We start from the raw sequence: 17407 nt of genomic DNA, 5'->3' as shown, positions 1-17407 counted from the left end.
TTACTCAATGTGCAGCACCGCCTGCTATCCAGTTCCCTTCAGTTAGAAAGGAGTTTCAAATGACGCTTCCGGTAATGATTAACGGCGAATGGTTTGAAGGACAGGGCGCGGCATTCTCGTCGCTGAATCCGGCTACCGGTGAGCTGTTTTGGCAGGGAAAAGCGGCCGATGAGGCTCAAGTTGCGGCGGCTGTATCGGCCGCAAGAGCTGCCAGCGCCCATTGGGTAGGGCAGGGGTTTGATCAGCGAGTGAATATCGCTCGGAGATTTGCCGAATTGCTGGGTGAACAGAAAGAGGTGATCGCCATCTGTATCGCCACCGAAACCGGTAAACCGCTTTGGGAAGCCCGAACGGAAGTGGCGGCGATGATCGGGAAAATCGAGATTTCCGTCAAAGCCTATAACGAGCGCACGGGCCAGCGCAGTAGCGAGGTGGCGGGTGCTCGTGCAGTGCTGCGCCACAAACCCCATGGCGTGGTGGCCGTGTTCGGCCCCTATAACTTTCCCGGCCATCTTCCGAACGGGCATATCGTGCCCGCGTTGATTGCGGGCAATACCGTGGTGTTCAAGCCCAGCGAATTAACCCCTGCCGTAGCCGGGAAAATGGTGGAGTTGTGGCTGGAAGCCGGCTTGCCAGAAGGCGTGTTAAACCTTGTGCAAGGCGCCAAAGAAACAGGTATAGCGCTGGCCAACCATCGGGATATTGATGGTTTGTTTTTCACCGGCAGCTCCGCCACCGGACAAATTCTGCACAAGCAGTTTGCGGGCAATCCCGGGAAGATTCTTGCGCTGGAAATGGGCGGCAACAACCCGCTGATTGTTGACGAACCGGCCGACGTTCACGCGGCCGTCTATGAAACCATCCAGTCCGCTTATATTACCTCGGGGCAGCGTTGCACCTGTGCGCGGCGTTTACTGGTGCCGAAAGGGTCGTGGGGAGACGGTTTTATGGCCGCGCTCACAAAAGCGGTGGAAGCGATCAAAGTGGGCGGTGCTTTTGATGATCCCGCGCCGTTTATGGGGAGTGTGATATCCGAGGCGGCTGCCGAAGGTGTTTTGGCGGCTCAGTCGCAGCTGGTGGACCGGGGGGCGGTCGCCCTGGTTTCAGGCAAGCTGCTCCAGCCGGGCACCGGCTTGTTGTCGCCAGCCCTGATTGATGTGACTCCGGTAGCCGACATCGAAGATGAAGAAGTCTTCGGACCATTGCTGCAGGTCATCCGATACGCTGATTTTGATGAGGCCATCGAGCGGGCAAATGACACCCGGTTCGGCTTGTCGGCTGGGCTGTTCAGCGATAGTGAAGAACGTTTCGAGTATTTCTATCAGCGAATCCGTGCCGGCATAGTGAACTGGAACAAGCAGCTCACGGGTGCGTCAAGTTCGGCGCCATTTGGTGGCGTGGGGGCTAGTGGCAATCATCGGGCAAGTGCGTGGTATGCGGCCGATTATTGTTCTTACCCTGTCGCCGGTATGGAGTCGGCAAGCCTGTTGATGCCGGACACACTGGCGCCTGGTATAAAGCTCAGCTGAACGTTATGCGATTGGAATGTAACCAAACTGACCAAAACTTGACGAATTAGCAACAAAAAGACCGACGTTTCTCTGTACTCGTTACTCCGTCGATTTTATAGAATTTCACAAATTCGACGAAAAACTGGTGCAGAATGTTTAATAAGCGCGTCATTAGAATGTCAAAGGCATGGATTGCCGCGTTTACGCTGGGATTGTTGCTGGCAGGGTGTGGCGGCGGTTCAGGCGATTCGGACGCTGCCGCTTCCAATTCAACGTCAACAAACGGTTCTGTGTCTGCAGATCCCGGGAAGGGCTCGTCAGCAGATACAGGCGAGACAGCCGAAACCGAATCGTCCGAAGAGCCACGTTCGGCGGTGTTGAGCTGGGCTGCTCCGTCTACCCGCGTCAACGGCGATGGAATTGCCATGGGCGAGCTGGATAAGTACGTGATCCGCTACGGTCAGGACCTCGATAATCTTGACGAGGAAATTGTGCTGGAGGAGGCGGAGTCCTATCCGGAGATGTCCCACACCGTAGAGAATCTCGATACCGGTACTTGGTATTTCACGATTCAGGTGCAGGATAAGCAAGGGCTGATCAGCGAGCCTTCAGAGCCGGTGAGTAAAACCATCCAGTCTTGATACCCCGCTTGATCCGTTACCCCATCGGGTCAGCAATCGGTAGCTTTAGGGTGAAGGTGGTACCTTCACCCGGCAGCGAATCGACGTAAATCTTTCCTTTGTGTTTTTCCACGACGGTTTTTACAAAAGCCAAGCCTAGCCCTGTCCCGTGGTTGCCGGCAATTTCGTTATGGCGCTGACGATGGTAACGGTCGAACAGATAGGGTAGTTCGCTTTCATCAATCCCTGAGCCTTCATCGGCAATCGCAAGCCCGGCAATGTGGCCAGCCTGGTATACCTGGATGGTGATCGTGGTGTTCGGCGGGCTGTACTGAATAGCGTTGGTTAGCAGGTTAATGACAGCCCGCTCCAGCAGCTCCGCATTTCCTTGTAACCACAGGTCATCGGTGTCATTCAATTCCAGTCGAATATGCTTCTCATGAGCCTGTTCAATCACGCTGTCTCGTGCGTTTTCGACAATGGCCAGCAGGTCGCAATCGTAAAACCGGGTTTCTGACAGCTGTTCGGCGCGGGCCAGGTTGACGAACTCCTCCGCCAGCGAATAGCTGCGTCGTGCCAGTTTGCCCAGTTGTTCGATCTGGTGCTCGTTGATGTTCGAGGGGTCCCGTTTCAGTTGCTCAATCAGCGCCAGTTGAGACACCAGCGGTGAACGCACGTCATGGGATATAAAATCGATCACCTGGCGGTGCTGGCGTTGTTGTTCCCGGAGTTCCGAGATGTCAGCGAGATTGGCAATAATGCCCGACTGGCTGTCTCCGGGCAGGGTGACCGGGGCCAAATGAAGGATAAAGTCTCTGCCGTGTACTTTTAAATTTACCTTCCGGCTTTCGTTCAGGGTCAGGGTTTCCGAGACGACTTCGTGCCAGGGTGGGTTCTCTTTCGGGTCATGGCCTTGCAGTAGTTTGATCAACGGCATGCCGCTGAGGCTGGGCATCGGTTCACGGAACCAGTCTTCAATGTGGCGGTTGGCAAACCGGACCACTGCCAGCTCATCGGTCACAATAATGCCGTCTGGCATGTGTTCGAAGCTGTGCTCAATGAACGACTGCATCTGACTAAGCCGTTTGTTTGCCGGCTGAATTTTTTCTAAGCGAGGTGAGAACGCCTGAGCGGAATATTGGTTGGAACCGGTGATTGTATCGGCCTCTAGTTCGAGACGGCGTAGATATTGTTGGGTCACCTCCCGGCTCAGGTCATTTCTCAGAGTCAGCCCTAGTACATAGGTTGAACTACCCCGTTCGAGTTTCACCCAGCTTTGGTTCAGTTGATGAACCCACTGGCCAGTTTCGGGTAAATGGGGGGATTGCGCCATGGTCATGCCATGAATTTGCAGCAGTTCCCCGTTTTCCGAGAGCAGCCATCCTTCCGGTTCCAGAAGTGCTTGAAAATGCTCCAGAAGCTGAGCCGGTTGCCGTTTGGCCGGTTGTGGCAGAGACAAGCTGGGTGCGCTGGCCATATCGTCGAGATGTGCATTCAGAAAGCGGTTTGTCATAGCCAGCCGAAATCCGATAGCTATGGGTATTGCAATGACGGTTAGCAGTAAAGCGTTTATGACGGGCAATTGTATCTGCAGGTAAATCAGCACAAGCAGGTAGCCGGAAATGCTCAGGCCAATCGTGGTCAGACACGCAATCAGAATATAAGTCGGGGTTAGGCGTGGCAGCAGCGAGGCCAGCACCACCAATACCGCAACGCTAGGGATGAAAGCAGCCCAATGGTCAGGGGCAATCGTTGCAACTTGGTCGCTTACGGCTGCGGGCCACGACGCGATTGCCTGATCGTAAAGCCAGTGCTCTAGGCGGTCGGGTAGCTCTTCGCTCTGGAAAAGAAACAGACTCAGTAAAAGCAGAAGGCCCAAAGCCAACGGCGCGTTTTTGATGGTAAGCCAGTCCTTGGTCATGGGCCTTATGCTATTGGTGGTTCAGTAGGTTATTAGTCGAGATAAAGCTCGCGCCCCGGCCCCCAGCGGCTGGCTATCGGGCCGTCCGCGACCGCTTTCACGCGTACAAAATAGCGTCTTCCGGGAATCAGCCGCAACGAAGCGGCGGTATCCGGCACGTCGGCTTCTTTGATGATGTTCTGGAACCCCGGCTCCTCAGAGAGCTGCAACCGATACTTTTTGGCTGCATCTGCTTGCTCCCAAAACACCCGAACCTGACTGCCCAGATAATTGATGTTGATGATTCGAACCGGTGGCAGTGTGCCATTGATGGTCAGTTTTCGAGGTTCTGAGGCGGCGAATGACGTTCCGCCCGCTTCGGTGGTTACCCGCCAGAAATAGGTGCCCGGGCTTAAGGCTCGGGAGGGCAGTGCCCGATTTTCCGGTGCCCATTCACTGGTAGTGACCAGATTCTCGAAACTGTTGTCTTGTGAAATTTCAATGCGCGCTACTTCGTTTGCCCCATTCAGCTGCCAACGAAACTCCGGCATGTCATCGTCAACACTGGCGTCGTTCACTGGGCTGATAAGCTTGGGCGTTTTGGCTTGCAACTCCACCTCGATAGGAACAACTGAGGGCAATCCGGCAATGCCGCGGCTATCCAAAGCGGCAACATGCACTTCATACTCTCCGTTGTCGAGTTGATCTAAGGGGAACTGATTGCTGGTAACACTTCGGCTTTGTACCCAGCCCCCCGACGACGTTTCAAAGATGTCAATTCTGTGCGCGGACGCAGCAGAAGGATGCCAGGACAGTTCCGTTGGTAGCTTGCTGACCACCGATTCCACTGGATGAATCTCAGGCGCAGGTGGCAATTGCCGGATGCGGAGTTGTTCAGGGCCTGTCGTAGAGACGCTCGCGCCATACCCCGCCGGAATGCGTTGTGATTTACCGGGACGACCAAAATCGACAGTTCCCTGCTGTACCTGGATGCTGCTGCCGTTGCTGCTGGCCTGCAACGTGAACGCGGTGCCACGCACGGCTACGACCGCTGACGGCGTTGTGATCTCGAACCGGGATCCGCTGTCCTGAAGAGTTTTGACACGGGAATGCACTTCACCTCTGTGCAGCCGAAGCCGAGTGTCGACCATGCCGGTTTTGCCGTACTGAGTGAGACGGTTGAACATCAGGCGGGAGTTAGGCGACACCCGTATTTCGGAGCCATCGGCCAACGTTAGAGTGGCGGAACCGGCACCGAGCAAAAGTTCGTCACCAACTCGGATCAAAGAACGTTCGGTCAGAGTTGTTTTACGCCCATCCGCGCCCGAGATGTGCTGAACGTTGCCGCTCACCGAGGAAACCTTGGCAGGTTCGGGTTGGCGTTTCAGCCAGGCAATCGGGATACGGAGTGATTGGCCTGCTTTGAGGTTGGTGTTGCCCGGTAGTCCGTTGTGAGCTAGCAATCGGTGGCCGTCGCCGGCGTTTTGCAGTAACGAGTCGGCAATGCTGGCCAGCGAATCCGTCGTTTGAAGTGTGTAGATCCATTCCGGCATTGTTTCAGCCGAATAGGAAGACGCTGGCGCAGAGCCTTGAGTAACAGACCATTCCGCCACGGCGAGGCCGGGCATGAGCGTCATGACCAGCGCCAATACGTAGGCCGGGATTTTAGGCGAAGTGGCGCGAATCGGCTCAAGCATGGGATGCCTGATTACTCACGGGTGGGGTTGTGACCGTTGGTTGAACGGCTTCCAGACGGTACCCTCGTTGATAGATTGTTTTTATCCGGAATCCGTTATCCGGATTGAGCCCCAACCGGCGGCGTAGCCGGCTTATATGGGTATCCACCGTGCGCGTGTTGATGTCTCGCGCGACGCCCCAAACTCGTTCAAGCAGCACGTCCCGGGTAAGCAGGCGGCCCTGATTCTGAAACAAGAACAGTGTGAGGTCGAAATCCTTGTCGGTCAGGGTCAGCAGTTCTCCGTGCAGGCGAATGCTGCGCTGATTCATGTTGACTTCGAAGGGTCCATATACCAGCAGCTCTTTGTCGCTTTCGGGGTTGCTGCGGCGTGCCAGAGCATTCAGGCGGGCGATCAGTTCTGCGGCACGTGCAGGCTTGGCTAGAAAATCATCTGCACCGGCATCCAGCGCGCAGACAATATCATTCTCGCTGTCGTGCTGGGTCAGGAAAATCGCGGGTATGGCCCAGTCGAGGTGGGTGCGAACACTTTTTAAAACGTCGATGCCCGTCATGTCCGGTATTTGCCAATCCAGAATGATCAGGTCGTAACTGCGATGAAGTACCGCGCTGAGAAAGGATTGGCCGGTGGCAAAGCTGTCGCATTCATGCCCTTTGTCGGACAGTATCGCTTGAATGTTTTGCGCTTGTTCAATTTCATCTTCAAGCAGAGCAATGCGCATTGAGCCTGGCCTCTAAGGTGATACTTGGTGCGGGTCGCTTGTGCAGAATGACGCACTCTGCAGCTGCAACAATTATCCCAGAAAACGTGCGGTGTTTCAGTTTCGATATGTACTATTCCGTAACACTAAAGCGGGTTTCCCGTTGTCGTCATTAACTGTTTGTCGGCAGGTAGGGAAATTACTGCAGCCCCAGAACCAGCCTTTTTTACTTTGACGGCGAACCAGCGGTGAAAAACAGTGCGGGCAAGGTACGGGTTTCTGGCTGGTGCCATCCTGGGGTTGAGTGTCTTCCAAGGGGCGTGTGCCGGTGCACTTGGGGTAACGGGTGCAGGCATAGAATGGTCCGAATTTGCCCTCTCTTTGCACCATGGGGGTCCGGCATTTAGGGCAGTGGATGCTGGTTTCGGACGGTGGTGCATTTTTGGCGGCTTCTGGCTGCTCGATGAAGCCCCGTATCTCGTTTTTCAGGGTATCAAGGAAGGCTCTGGGGTCGTTTTCGCCCCGGCGTATACCTTCCAGAGTGGCCTCCCATACTGCGGTGCGGTCGGGCGTACGTGCCGAATCGGGTAAGGCGGCGATAAGCGCTTTGCCTTTGTCGGTAGCCCGTATGAAGCGTTTTTCCCGTAACAGGTAATCGCGCCGGAACAGTGTATCGAGGATGGCTGCCCGGGTTGCTTCGGTGCCGAGGCCGTCGGTTTCTCTCAAGGTTTTGCGGAGTTCGGCATCCGCGACAAACCGCGCAATATTGGTCATTGCGGAGAGCAGCGTGGCATCTGTGAAATGCTGAGGTGGCTGAGTTTTTCTTTCCTTCACCTCGGCCTGATTGCAGAGGGCCGGTTCATCACGCTCGAGTCGGGGTAGTGGAGGTTTCTGGGGTTCAGTGTTCTTATCTTTGAGTTTCAGTTCCAGCGCTTTCCAGCCGGGGCTGAGTAGCGCGGTTTCTGTGGCTCGGAATTTGTGCTGCTGAACCTGCACGGTAAGCCTGCCTTCCCGGTGCACAGCATCTTCACAGAACTGCATCAGGTAGTAACGGCTTACCAGACCGTAGATTTTCTGTTCTGCCGCAGAGAGCTTGCCGTTAGCTGAAGGCCGGACGGTGGGAATGATCGCGTGATGGGCGTCGACTTTTTTATCGTTCCAAGCGGCGGAACGGCGGCTGCTGTCGAGCTGCTCGGCTTGCGGGGCTAAATCTGGCGCGGCTCTTCCGATGGCCCGGATCACTTGCTCACGTTGTTGGAAATGCTCTTCCGGCAGGTAACGGGAGTCTGACCGCGGGTAAGTAATGAGCTGGTGGCGTTCATAGAGATTCTGGGCGGTGTCCAGCACTTCTTTGGCGCCCATGCGGAATAGCCTACCGGCTTCAATTTGCAGCGCCGAGAGTGACAGCGGCAGAGGTGGCGGTTCGGGTCGATCCCGGAAGCGGGATTCGATAATACGCCCGGGCCGGCCATGAACAGTGTTTGCGATTTCGTTCGCGATGTCACGGTTGAGCAGGCGGCCTTCTTCATCCAGGTGCTCCTGGAACTGCTCATCGGGTAGCCAGCGAGCAGTAAACGGGCGTGAGTCTGACTCTTCCTCCGACGCTTGAAACACGCCCTCAATGCGAAACCAGGGCTTGGGTTCGAAGTGTTCGATGGTGTTGTCTCGCTCGACCACCAAACCCAATACCGGAGTTTGCACACGGCCAACCGAATAGACGCCTTGCTCACCTTGTTGCTGATAGGTCAGCGTATAAAACCGTGTAAGGTTGATGCCGTAAAGCCAATCCGCTCTTTGGCGGGCGAGGGCAGAGTGGGACAGGCTCCGGAATGCACTGTTTTCCTTTGGGCTGGCAATAGCGCGGGCAACCGCATTCGGGGTGAGGTCGTTAATCAACACCCGTTTGACCGGTGCTTTTGAGCCGACAAAGCGGATGACTTCATCCACCAGTAACTGGCCCTCACGGTCAGGGTCGCCGGCGTGGGTAATCAGATTTGCCTGCCGAATGAGTGATTCGAGAACCTTGAACTGCTGTTTGACGCTGTCCTTGGGGATCAGCCGCCATTGATCCGGAAACAGTGGCAGATCTTCCAGGCGCCAGCGTTTCCAGGCCGGGTTGTAGCTGGCCGGTTCTGCGGGTTCCAGCAAATGGCCAATGCACCAACTGACGGTAACCGAATTGTGCCCTTCGCCACAGCGAATCCAGCCCTGACCTTTCTGGTAGGGGCCGGGGAGCGCGGCGGCAATGGCGCGTGCCAAACTGGGTTTTTCAGCTATATACAGGTGCATGGCATTCGGCTTCTATAAATGGCACCGGAATGTGGCCCTTTCGTTCCTTGGTGTCAAGGCTCTGGGCTACTGCGCTTTGTGTAGTAGACTGGGGCTATATAGATTGGAGGGTAAGTGATTATGCAAGTTCAGAATGCCATTGAGACCAAGCTTGCCAATGCATTTGAAGTACAGCACTTTGCGGTGGAAAATGAGAGCCATATGCATTCGGTGCCGCCGAATTCCGAAACGCATTTTAAGGTATCCCTGGTTTCCGACGCGTTTAACGGAGTTATGAAAGTGAAACGCCACCAGTTGATTTATAAAGTGCTGGCCGAAGAGCTTGCCGGGCCGGTACATGCTTTGGCGTTGCATTTGTATACGCCAGAGGAGTGGGCGAAGACCGGGCAGGCAACACCCGATTCGCCAAATTGTATGGGCGGTTCCAAGGGCGATGCCGCAATGGCCGCCAAGTTGAAACAGGGAGTTAATTCATGAGCCAGTTTTTTCAAATTCATCCCGAGAACCCACAAAAGCGTTTGATCAAGCAGGCAGTGGATATCATCCGTAACGGTGGCGTGATTGCGTACCCAACCGACTCTGGCTATGCGCTAGGGTGCCACCTTGGCGACAAGCAAGCCGCGGACCGAATCAAGCGCATTCGTAAATTGGACGACAAGCACAACTTCACCCTGGTGTGCCGTGACCTCTCTGATATCGGCGTGTACGCCAAGGTTGATAACACCCAATATCGATTGCTGAAGACCTTTACGCCCGGGGCTTATACCTTCATTTTGGACGCCACCAGTGAAGTGCCTCGTCGTTTATTACATCCCAAGCGTCGTACCATCGGTGTTCGTGTGCCCGACAACGCCATTGTGCGGGAACTGCTGGGTGAACTGGGTGAGCCGATCATGAGCAGCACGCTGATGTTGCCAGATGAAACCGAGCCCATGACAGATCCGGAGGATATCCGCGACGCTTTGGAGAAAGAACTGGATCTGATCATCGATGGCGGGTTCTGCGGTATGGAAGCCACAACGGTGGTTAACTTTACCGGAGACGTGCCGGAGGTGACGCGGGTAGGGAAAGGCGACCCGGCACCGTTCGAGGGGTAACCCTCAGCTGGGTATTTGAGCGCCCGGCCCGGGATCAGGCCCGGGCGTTCAGGTTGAAGGCGTAGCGCTGAGAGTCGCCCGCGGTCAGGGCTTGATTGGCGCTGGTGTTTCGGCGAAGGCTGTCGTAGCGGTGAAGCACGTCTTGCAGGCCGTTGAATTGTTGGTTTTCACTCACCAGTGCGCTTAACAAGGAATTGCGAACGCCATAAGCTTGATTCAGTTTCAGAGCGTTATCCATAAAGTGCAGCGTCGGCTCGCTGACACTTAGGCGGCTGAATGCATCTGCGAAGTCGCGATTATTGTTCAAGTCTTGTTCTATTTTCCCCCGAACCTCGTCGGGCACCTTACCTTCGACAATCATTTTCCCGTCTTCGCCCTTGCTGACGTTCAGGGCGGTAGCAGGGTGCACGTTGTACTCGGCAAGTTTGTGCCGCAATGTGTCTCGGATGTAGGAAAGATCCTGCGCCACCGTTTGTTTGTATTGGTCGAGCGGAATTTTTTGAACTTTCACATCTGCGGGGTCTTGTGCGGCTTGTTCGGATGGCGTGAAGCGATCCCCGCCCGGGCTGCCGGTTGCTTCAAGCTTTGGAGATTTATTGGTCACGCCATCGTCGGGTTTGCCCGAGGGAGCCTGACGGGTGTCCATGGCTTGCTGAAAGCGGGTGCTGGCTTGAATTAATGATGTCAGCAAAGACATGGTGAATTTCCTCCTGAGCGGCAATCATCTGCCGGAATTTTGTTGCTAAGCAGTCCTGTTAGAGAATTGAGCAGTTATCGTGCCAATCCAGGTTGCCGCAGGAGGAAGATGCCGGGATGATTACCCCCGGTGATCAGATACAAACGGGTTGGTGGCCTTCTCATGACCGAACGTAGATATCGGACCATGGCCTGAGATGAACGTGACATCGTCGCCCAGCGGGAACAGTTTTTCGCGAATAGAGCGGATCAGGGTGCCGTGGTCACCTTTGGGGAAGTCGGTGCGACCGATGGAGCCGTTAAACAACACATCGCCTACCAGCGCCAGGCCAGAATTCCGGTGATAGAATACGACATGACCCGGGGTATGGCCGGGGCAGTGCAGTACTTCTAACGTTTGGTTGCCCACGGTGGCCGTGTCGCCATCTTCCAGCCAACGGTCGGGTGTGAACACCTCCGGCGTTGCAAAGCCGAACATCTGGGCTTGCATGGGCAGCCCTTGAATCCAGAAGTTGTCTTCTTTATGTGGCCCAACAATGGGAATGCCGGCGCTCCGGGCCAACTCGGCTGTGCCGCCGGCATGATCAATGTGGGCGTGGGTCAGTAGAATTTTTTCAACGGTCACGCCTTCGTCTTCAATCGCTGCCTGAATGCGGTCAAGATCCCCACCGGGATCAACCACGGCAGCTTTCAGAGTGTCTTCGCACCAGATCAGCGTACAGTTTTGTTCGAACGGCGTGACCGGCACAATGCGGTACTTAAGGGACATAATCAGCCTCAACTTGTATTTTTGGCGTTATGGTAATGGTATTTGGCCGCAGGCTCGAGTTTTCAAGTTGGTTGGGTGGTTTACAAAAGCCATCTCGCTGGGGAAGATCTGGGGTTTGTTGGTTTGGCTCGGGCGTTTCGAAGCACGGGTAAATTTATGGAACAGGAGATGATTCTGGATGACTGATTCACAGGCGAGCCCCAGCGCGTTCAACTTTGGCGTTCGCCGCTTGGTGTTGGTGGATTCGGCCGGCTTCTGCTACGTGGAGATTCCCGTGACCCATCACGGCCTGATTTTGGGGCCGGGAAACCTAGGTAAGTCCAGTTTATTGAATTCTCTGCGTTTGTTCCTGTTGCCTGAAAACAACTTCAAGAACAGCCGTAAGAAGTTTGCGTTTCGCAATGCCAGCGCCGGTAGTTTCTACAGCAACGAAGAAAGCTATCAGCATTATTTCCCCGGTAAATTCAGTTTCCTGATTATGGAAGCGGAAAACCCCGCAGGTACCCATTGTCAGATTTTGTACCGGGATAACAGCAGCCAGCTGAGTTATGGCCGGGCCTTTGTGCCGGTGCCCTATGAGCAGCTGCGGCCGCTTTTCTGGAACGGTGATGATCCTGACGGTATCGGTCAAGCTGTGCCGGAGCTGTCTTTTAGCCGCCTCTCTGAATCACTGAAAAAACTGTCGAAAGACACCCGCTTTGTGAACGACCCGGCGCGTCTGAAGTCGATGCTGTATAGCAGCGAGCTGATGAACGCAGACGCGGTGCGCTATTCCGTTTTGCCGCTGGGCGAATCCGATGAACGCAAGGTGCAATCGCTTCGCACACTGATTCTGCTACTTTTTGAGATGAAGGCGGATGATCGTGCCATGGCCAACGCCGTGGCCAGTATTGTTGAGGCTGACAAGAAGTTTTCGGACGACGCCTTTGATTTCAATATCGATGAATTCCTGAATCATCACGACCACCTGAAGCAGCAGCAAACCCAGCTCAATCGGATTGAAAAAGAACGCCCCCGCTTTGAAAAACTGAACGCTGATTATCAGAAGTATCAGGCGCTGTTGCGAAGTCAGCATGACTTTGCAGCTTTCCGTGATGGCCTCACTGCGGCTTTGGAGCAAGTAGGCGCGCAGCGACGTACCGCCGTGGAAGCTTATAACGAGCAAAATGAAACCCTGAAGCATGTTGTGCAAACTCTGAAAAAACTGGATCAGGAAGCCAGTAGCCTCAAAGGGGAAGTCCGTGCGGCCGAGCGAAACCTGAGCCGCGCTGAGCAGGACAAACAAAATGGCGAGTTGCTGGTAGCCCAGTACGGCAGCATGACTCTGCAAGAAATCGATGAGGTCCTGAAAGAAGACCGGGAAAACAAACAGAGCCATTTAAACGCGCTGAAGAGTGCTGCCCAGGCAGAAATTCGTCTTGCGAAGATCGACGCCCAGAAGCGTAATCTGGACAGCAAGTTGACAGCGTTGACTGAACGGGAAAGCAAACAGCAGTGGCAATTGCAGAACCAATTGGATGAGTCTGTCGCAGCCCCCTTGCGTGCCGTGGACCCGAGACTGATGATGGCCAGCCCCGGGCAAACACTGGATGCGGAAAGTAAGGCCACCATCGAAGCGTTTGCCCACTTGTTCGCGCCCAACAACAGCGGGTACGACTGGTTCGATATCGAGTACCCGGGGCAACCGGTGCGACAGGAAGATTATGCGGAACAGCGCCGTCGCCTGGAAGGGGAGCTGAACGGCCTAGAGAAAGAGCGTTCGGAGTTGGCCGACACCGCCGACAACGAGCAGGACCGACCCCGGCTGATTGAGCGCACGGAAAAAGAACTTCGGGCCATCGACAAAGACCTGGAAACGTTGGCTCGTTTCCCCGCTGCAGAAACCACCCTGCGGGATGCGACCGAAGAGCGTGCAGCCGCGGAGGAAACGCTGGCCAAGCTGGACGAGCAAGCCCGCTTAGAGCAGGAGAAGATGGAGGCGGTGCAGCAAAAAGTCGCCAAGGCCCGTGCTGAGAAAGAACGCATTGAGGAACGTGAGCGCGAGCTGGCGCAACTGAGCCGAAGTGTGGGCACAGCAGAACACCGTTTCCAACATCTGAAAGCGGTACAGGCGGAGCAGCCATTAGCCGTGGAAAAAGTTTCCGTGGCGGCTTTTGATGACCTGCAAAACCAGCTGGATGAGCTGGAGGCTTTGCGCCGGAACATTCTCGATCACTTGCGCCAATTCGTGTATTTGGGCGTGTATGAAGATACCGCCGGAGAACTGCAAAAAGACAGCCCATCCTCGGCGGTTATCCGCGACACCTTTAAAGGTTTATCTGACCTGTTTGCTGCGCTGACTGAGCGTTGGCGAGTACTGAACGAGCAGATCTCGGTTCATAACGAAACGGTGGCTAGCTATGTGCAGGCGCTCACCTCCAACCACGAATTCATCAGCCGGTTTGAAGCCCAGCTCAACCGGGAACTGGAAGGAGTGCAGATTAACGATCTGGTGGAAATTCGGGTGGACATTCACACCGACCCGAAGTTCCGCAATCTGGTGGAAGAAGCCAACAACATCGACCCGTACGGCAACCAGCTTCAGTCCGAAGCTTTTTATGATCGGTTGCGGGTGTTTGTGGCGGATTTCTTCGGTGAACAGGGCAGCAAGCGCCTGACCATGGATAAGGTGATCACTGGTATCTCATACCGAACTCGCAAAGAGAGCGCCGTCAGCCTGGATAAGAAAGGTCAGTCAACGTCCACGACTGCACTCATCAACCTGGAGTTGGTGTACCGGTTGCTCAAGCGCGTGTTGTACCCGGGCGTGAATCTGTCGTTCCCGATGGTGCTGGATGAGCTGGCCAGTGTGGATGTCAGTCAGATGCCGGGACTGCTTGATCGGCTCAGTCAGCAGGGCTTTAACCTGTTCTCTGCCGCCACCCACAGCGCCAGTGCCGAAGTGATTTATCTGATTGGCCGCCATTTGGAAGTGGGGCAGATGCGAACGTCGCGCCCCTATAGTCCACAACGCACGTTGGTGTTCTGGGGCGGAGCTGAAGGCTTTACCAGCGGTGAGCCAGTCAGCCATTGGGCGGATCATACCCAGAACAGCCTGTTGGAGCTGGCGGATGAGTAAGCGTTTCAGCACGCTGGATACCACCCGGCTGTTGTTTGATCATCCGAAAATTCTGTTTCGGTTGATTGAACGAATGGACCGACACGAAACCCGTTACGTTCGGGAAAGTGACTTGGTGGCTGAAGTCTTGGCCTATTCAAGCAGTTTGTCAGGCGCCGACCGCGATCGTGTAAGGCTGGCCATAAACACAGAAAACCTGTTTCGCTCGGGCTTGGTGATCGACATCATCAAAGCCGAAGGCGAACGTCGGTTGGTGTTTCAGGATGCGCTAATTAACCTGATGCGCGCCTGCAACGCCTCTCTGTATCAGGAGTTGACCGACACACGCCTGCGAGGCCATTTGGTGACCTTGCGGGACGTTCGAAATCGGCTGGAAACCAGCAGCTTTAGTGAAGCCGACCCGGATTTTACCGAACTGCGGGATGACCTGAACGAGCGAGTCAGTCAGCTGATCGGCCTGTTACGCCAGAATGTTCTGCGCATGCAAACCATCAGCGCTCAATTTGCGGAGTTGTCCGGTGATGCCAGCCGGGCACCGGAGAAGTTTCTGGAGTTCCGGCAGAACCTGCTGGAGCAGATCGTTACCCTGTATGAACGCCACATTAAGCCCACGTTGGTGTTTCTGAATCCTGATACACGACTGCCCGACGGCAGCAACTTGTTTGAAACTCTGGACGCCATGGTTCGCTTGCTGGAAACCCACGGCGACCACAATCTGGCCGATCAGCTGTTTCGATCATCCCTCAGTCTGAATGCACTCTACAAGCCGATTCAAGCGGTGGCCCACGAAGTGGAGCACTTCCTGCGCAAAACCCGCCGGGGCATGGTGCAATACAATGCCATGGAGCATTTCTATGGCAAGCTTAGAGAGCTCAAAGGCGAAACTGAAACCTTGAGCCTGCGCCGGAAATGGCTTGAAGGCGGCGAGTTCGCCCGAAGCACTGGCTTTCTGGTGGGGTTAAGAGCGCAGCAGCGCCCGAAACATTATGCCTTTGGCAATTCGCCCAGTTATTACCAGTTGCTGTTCAGTGAGCTGGATTTACGCATAGCGGATTTACGCCGCAAGGCAGAAGTACCGGAGTTACAGCACGTGGAGGGCAGTGGCCGTGCGGCGCGAGTGGATGTGCAGCGCATCAATCAGCTCTATCAATGGCTGGAAACGCTGGAGCTTCGGCCAACCAACGATTTGGTGCGAGAGCTACATGGCCGGTTGGAAGGGTTTATCCCGGGGTACCGGTTCCCGGATTTATTGGCCGCGCTGAATCGAATGGTGAATACCCCGCCGGACGGTTTTCAGGTGGTCACCACCAACCGGTTCCGGGCGCTGGAAACATCGCAAGAAGCAACGGATGTTTCAGAGCCTGCCTCTGAACAATTTGTGTACCGTAAGCGTCGATTGGAATTACAAGCAGAGAAACACCATGACTGATCTGAAGAGTCCGCAAACGGATCAACCCACCAGCAGCTTTGATGAAGTGCTGCCGGCCCACAGTGCCGCTTTATACCGGGAATTTCAGGCCGGCCGTGTCATTGTTCGGGAACTGTGGGACAACAACCGCTCCGAACTGGTGGCGAACCCTTTGTATAACCTGCTTTACAACCACCTGTCCCATTTCAGAACTTTCTACGAACACCTTGGATGCTTGCTGGTGTTTAACGATGAAGGCTCCTTTTTCTTCCTGAAAGAAAGCAGTGATGATGAAGCCGAAGAGCACGATGAAAATGCCTTCCGGGTGCAAGTGGTTCTTTTGCTAATCGGTCGTTACTTCGCCCGCAGTGGCCGTGATCTCGAGTATCTGGCACGCCCTGATGCGGGGCTAGGGGAGCAGGATTTGGTGGCGATGGGTGCCGATGATGAATACCTGGAAATCCTGCGCGCGGCCCGCTTTGAAAAAGGACTGTCGGAAGCACTGGACTACTTGGTGAAACGTAACCTGATGTTTAGCAGTGGTGCGAACCGGTATTTTTTAAGTTCAGCCGGAATGCATTTTCTCGAAGAGCTGGTCAGGGAATATGAGCAAGCATAGGCTTGTTTGGCCTGCAGCACTGGCTTTGCTGGTAGCAGGCTTGATTGCCGCCTTAGCCAAACCCATGATGGTGGAGGAGCGGTTAATTTCTATATCTGCTCACGATCAGTTCAGGCAGCATCCCGAATTACTCGAGCAGCCGTTGGCCACACAGGCACTGCTGCTGGATTACCAGGCCGATTCCCTGCTGTGGCTAAAGACACTCTCCGCCTTGCATCTGTACCCCGAACACACGACCTTGTTGCTTGAGCTTTTTGGTGAAGAGCCTGAATTCAAGCGGGCATTGAGGGCACAGGGCGAGAGTCTTATTCCGCCGGTTATTCACTTCTATCGAAATCCCGTAACCAGCATTGAAGTCTTGAACCGCATTTCCGGTGGCGATGCAGCATTAAGTCCCGAGCAGCGCGCTTGGCACGCAGTGAATTTCGCAAATCAAGAGGGTGATGATTTCACCGGTCAATTTCGAGTGGCACCGGACGGCGCTATTGAATGGATCTGGACGGAGCGAATCACCGAAGGAATTGCGCAGTTCTTCACCAGTGGCATTCGCACGCTGGAAACCCGATATCGAACCGATCAAGAACTGCGCGCGAGTGATTTCGGCTGGGCCGCGGTAGACGCCGTCATTATTGGCAGCGCAGTGAAGTTTCTCAAAGCGGGCAGGGTGGCAACGAATACAGCTCGATCCGCTTCTGTAACCACACGAACGGCCAGCTATTCCGCCCGACTGGCGCGTGCCGGCCAAATGGCCTCTGCAGTAGTGAGCAACGCCAAATGGCCTGCGTTGATCGCACTCGCGTATGTGACGGTAAAACACCCCGCCATTCTCAATGATCTGTTCGCCGGCGTGGCATCGGTTATAGGTGTGCCCGCTTGGATGGTGCAGCTACCGGGCTGGTTTCTCGTTCTTCTTCCCTTACTCGTCGGGTTAAGTTGGCTGGCCAGAGCGGTGCATAGGATTGTTCCGGTTCGACGATCCTAGA

General features: G+C 55.0%; 14 protein-coding genes. 8 read left to right on the top strand and 6 right to left on the bottom strand.

Annotated features, from left to right (window positions below; all coding sequences use genetic code 11):
• The first annotated feature begins 59 nt into the window (after positions 1 to 59).
• Positions 60 to 1529: a succinylglutamate-semialdehyde dehydrogenase gene (gene astD / locus Q9245_RS15680; RefSeq protein WP_305898036.1), complete on the top strand. Its 1470-nt coding sequence runs from the start codon at positions 60 to 62 to the stop codon at positions 1527 to 1529.
• A gap of 158 nt (positions 1530 to 1687) precedes the next feature.
• Complete coding sequence (locus Q9245_RS15675; RefSeq protein WP_305898035.1) at positions 1688 to 2152, top strand: fibronectin type III domain-containing protein; 465 nt, start codon at positions 1688 to 1690, stop codon at positions 2150 to 2152.
• Between the two features lie 16 nt (positions 2153 to 2168).
• On the opposite strand, the gene Q9245_RS15670 is transcribed toward Q9245_RS15675, so the two are convergent.
• From Q9245_RS15670 to Q9245_RS15655, 4 genes are all read right to left on the bottom strand, one after another.
• A complete protein-coding gene (locus tag Q9245_RS15670) occupies positions 2169 to 4052 on the bottom strand; it encodes a PAS domain-containing sensor histidine kinase (protein WP_305898034.1) in 1884 nt (627 codons plus the stop codon).
• A gap of 32 nt (positions 4053 to 4084) precedes the next feature.
• On the bottom strand, positions 4085 to 5728 hold the full coding sequence (locus Q9245_RS15665; protein ID WP_305898033.1) for a FecR domain-containing protein: 1644 nt from the start codon (positions 5726 to 5728) through the stop codon (positions 4085 to 4087).
• Complete coding sequence (locus Q9245_RS15660) at positions 5721 to 6449, bottom strand: response regulator transcription factor (protein WP_305898032.1); 729 nt, start codon at positions 6447 to 6449, stop codon at positions 5721 to 5723. Before Q9245_RS15660 ends, Q9245_RS15665 begins: the two co-directional genes overlap by 8 nt.
• Before the next feature lie 96 nt (positions 6450 to 6545).
• On the bottom strand, positions 6546 to 8717 hold the full coding sequence (locus Q9245_RS15655) for a DNA topoisomerase III (RefSeq protein WP_305898031.1): 2172 nt from the start codon (positions 8715 to 8717) through the stop codon (positions 6546 to 6548).
• Between the two features lie 120 nt (positions 8718 to 8837).
• On the opposite strand from Q9245_RS15655, the gene Q9245_RS15650 reads away from it, so the two are divergent.
• Positions 8838 to 9194, top strand: a complete 357-nt coding sequence (locus Q9245_RS15650) for a BolA family transcriptional regulator (RefSeq protein WP_305898030.1) — start codon at positions 8838 to 8840, stop codon at positions 9192 to 9194.
• Positions 9191 to 9814 carry an L-threonylcarbamoyladenylate synthase gene (locus Q9245_RS15645; RefSeq protein WP_305898029.1) on the top strand — a complete coding sequence of 208 codons (624 nt, stop codon included), beginning with the start codon at positions 9191 to 9193 and terminating at the stop codon, positions 9812 to 9814. Before Q9245_RS15650 ends, Q9245_RS15645 begins: the two co-directional genes overlap by 4 nt.
• A gap of 34 nt (positions 9815 to 9848) precedes the next feature.
• On the opposite strand, the gene Q9245_RS15640 is transcribed toward Q9245_RS15645, so the two are convergent.
• Positions 9849 to 10511 (bottom strand): hypothetical protein, encoded by a 663-nt coding sequence (locus Q9245_RS15640; RefSeq protein WP_305898028.1) that lies wholly within the window; start codon positions 10509 to 10511, stop codon positions 9849 to 9851.
• A gap of 120 nt (positions 10512 to 10631) precedes the next feature.
• Positions 10632 to 11279 (bottom strand): MBL fold metallo-hydrolase, encoded by a 648-nt coding sequence (locus tag Q9245_RS15635; RefSeq protein ID WP_305898027.1) that lies wholly within the window; start codon positions 11277 to 11279, stop codon positions 10632 to 10634.
• 178 nt (positions 11280 to 11457) lie between these two features.
• On the opposite strand from Q9245_RS15635, the gene Q9245_RS15630 reads away from it, so the two are divergent.
• From Q9245_RS15630 to Q9245_RS15615, 4 genes are read left to right on the top strand one after another with little or no spacing between them, the layout of a single operon-like run.
• Positions 11458 to 14397 (top strand): hypothetical protein, encoded by a 2940-nt coding sequence (locus Q9245_RS15630; protein WP_305898026.1) that lies wholly within the window; start codon positions 11458 to 11460, stop codon positions 14395 to 14397.
• On the top strand, positions 14390 to 15826 hold the full coding sequence (locus tag Q9245_RS15625; protein ID WP_305898025.1) for a hypothetical protein: 1437 nt from the start codon (positions 14390 to 14392) through the stop codon (positions 15824 to 15826). The genes Q9245_RS15630 and Q9245_RS15625 overlap by 8 nt, the downstream gene beginning before the upstream one ends.
• The gene (locus Q9245_RS15620) at positions 15819 to 16424 is read left to right on the top strand and encodes a hypothetical protein (protein ID WP_305898024.1); all 606 of its coding nucleotides are present in this window, start codon (positions 15819 to 15821) and stop codon (positions 16422 to 16424) included. Before Q9245_RS15625 ends, Q9245_RS15620 begins: the two co-directional genes overlap by 8 nt.
• Positions 16411 to 17406 carry a hypothetical protein gene (locus tag Q9245_RS15615; protein ID WP_305898023.1) on the top strand — a complete coding sequence of 332 codons (996 nt, stop codon included), beginning with the start codon at positions 16411 to 16413 and terminating at the stop codon, positions 17404 to 17406. Before Q9245_RS15620 ends, Q9245_RS15615 begins: the two co-directional genes overlap by 14 nt.
• Position 17407 lies beyond the last annotated feature (1 nt).

The organism is Marinobacter sp. MDS2 (assembly GCF_030718085.1).
Lineage (GTDB): Bacteria > Pseudomonadota > Gammaproteobacteria > Pseudomonadales > Oleiphilaceae > Marinobacter.
Note: the sequence above shows the minus strand (reverse complement) of the source record. Positions and strands in the feature narration are given on the sequence as shown.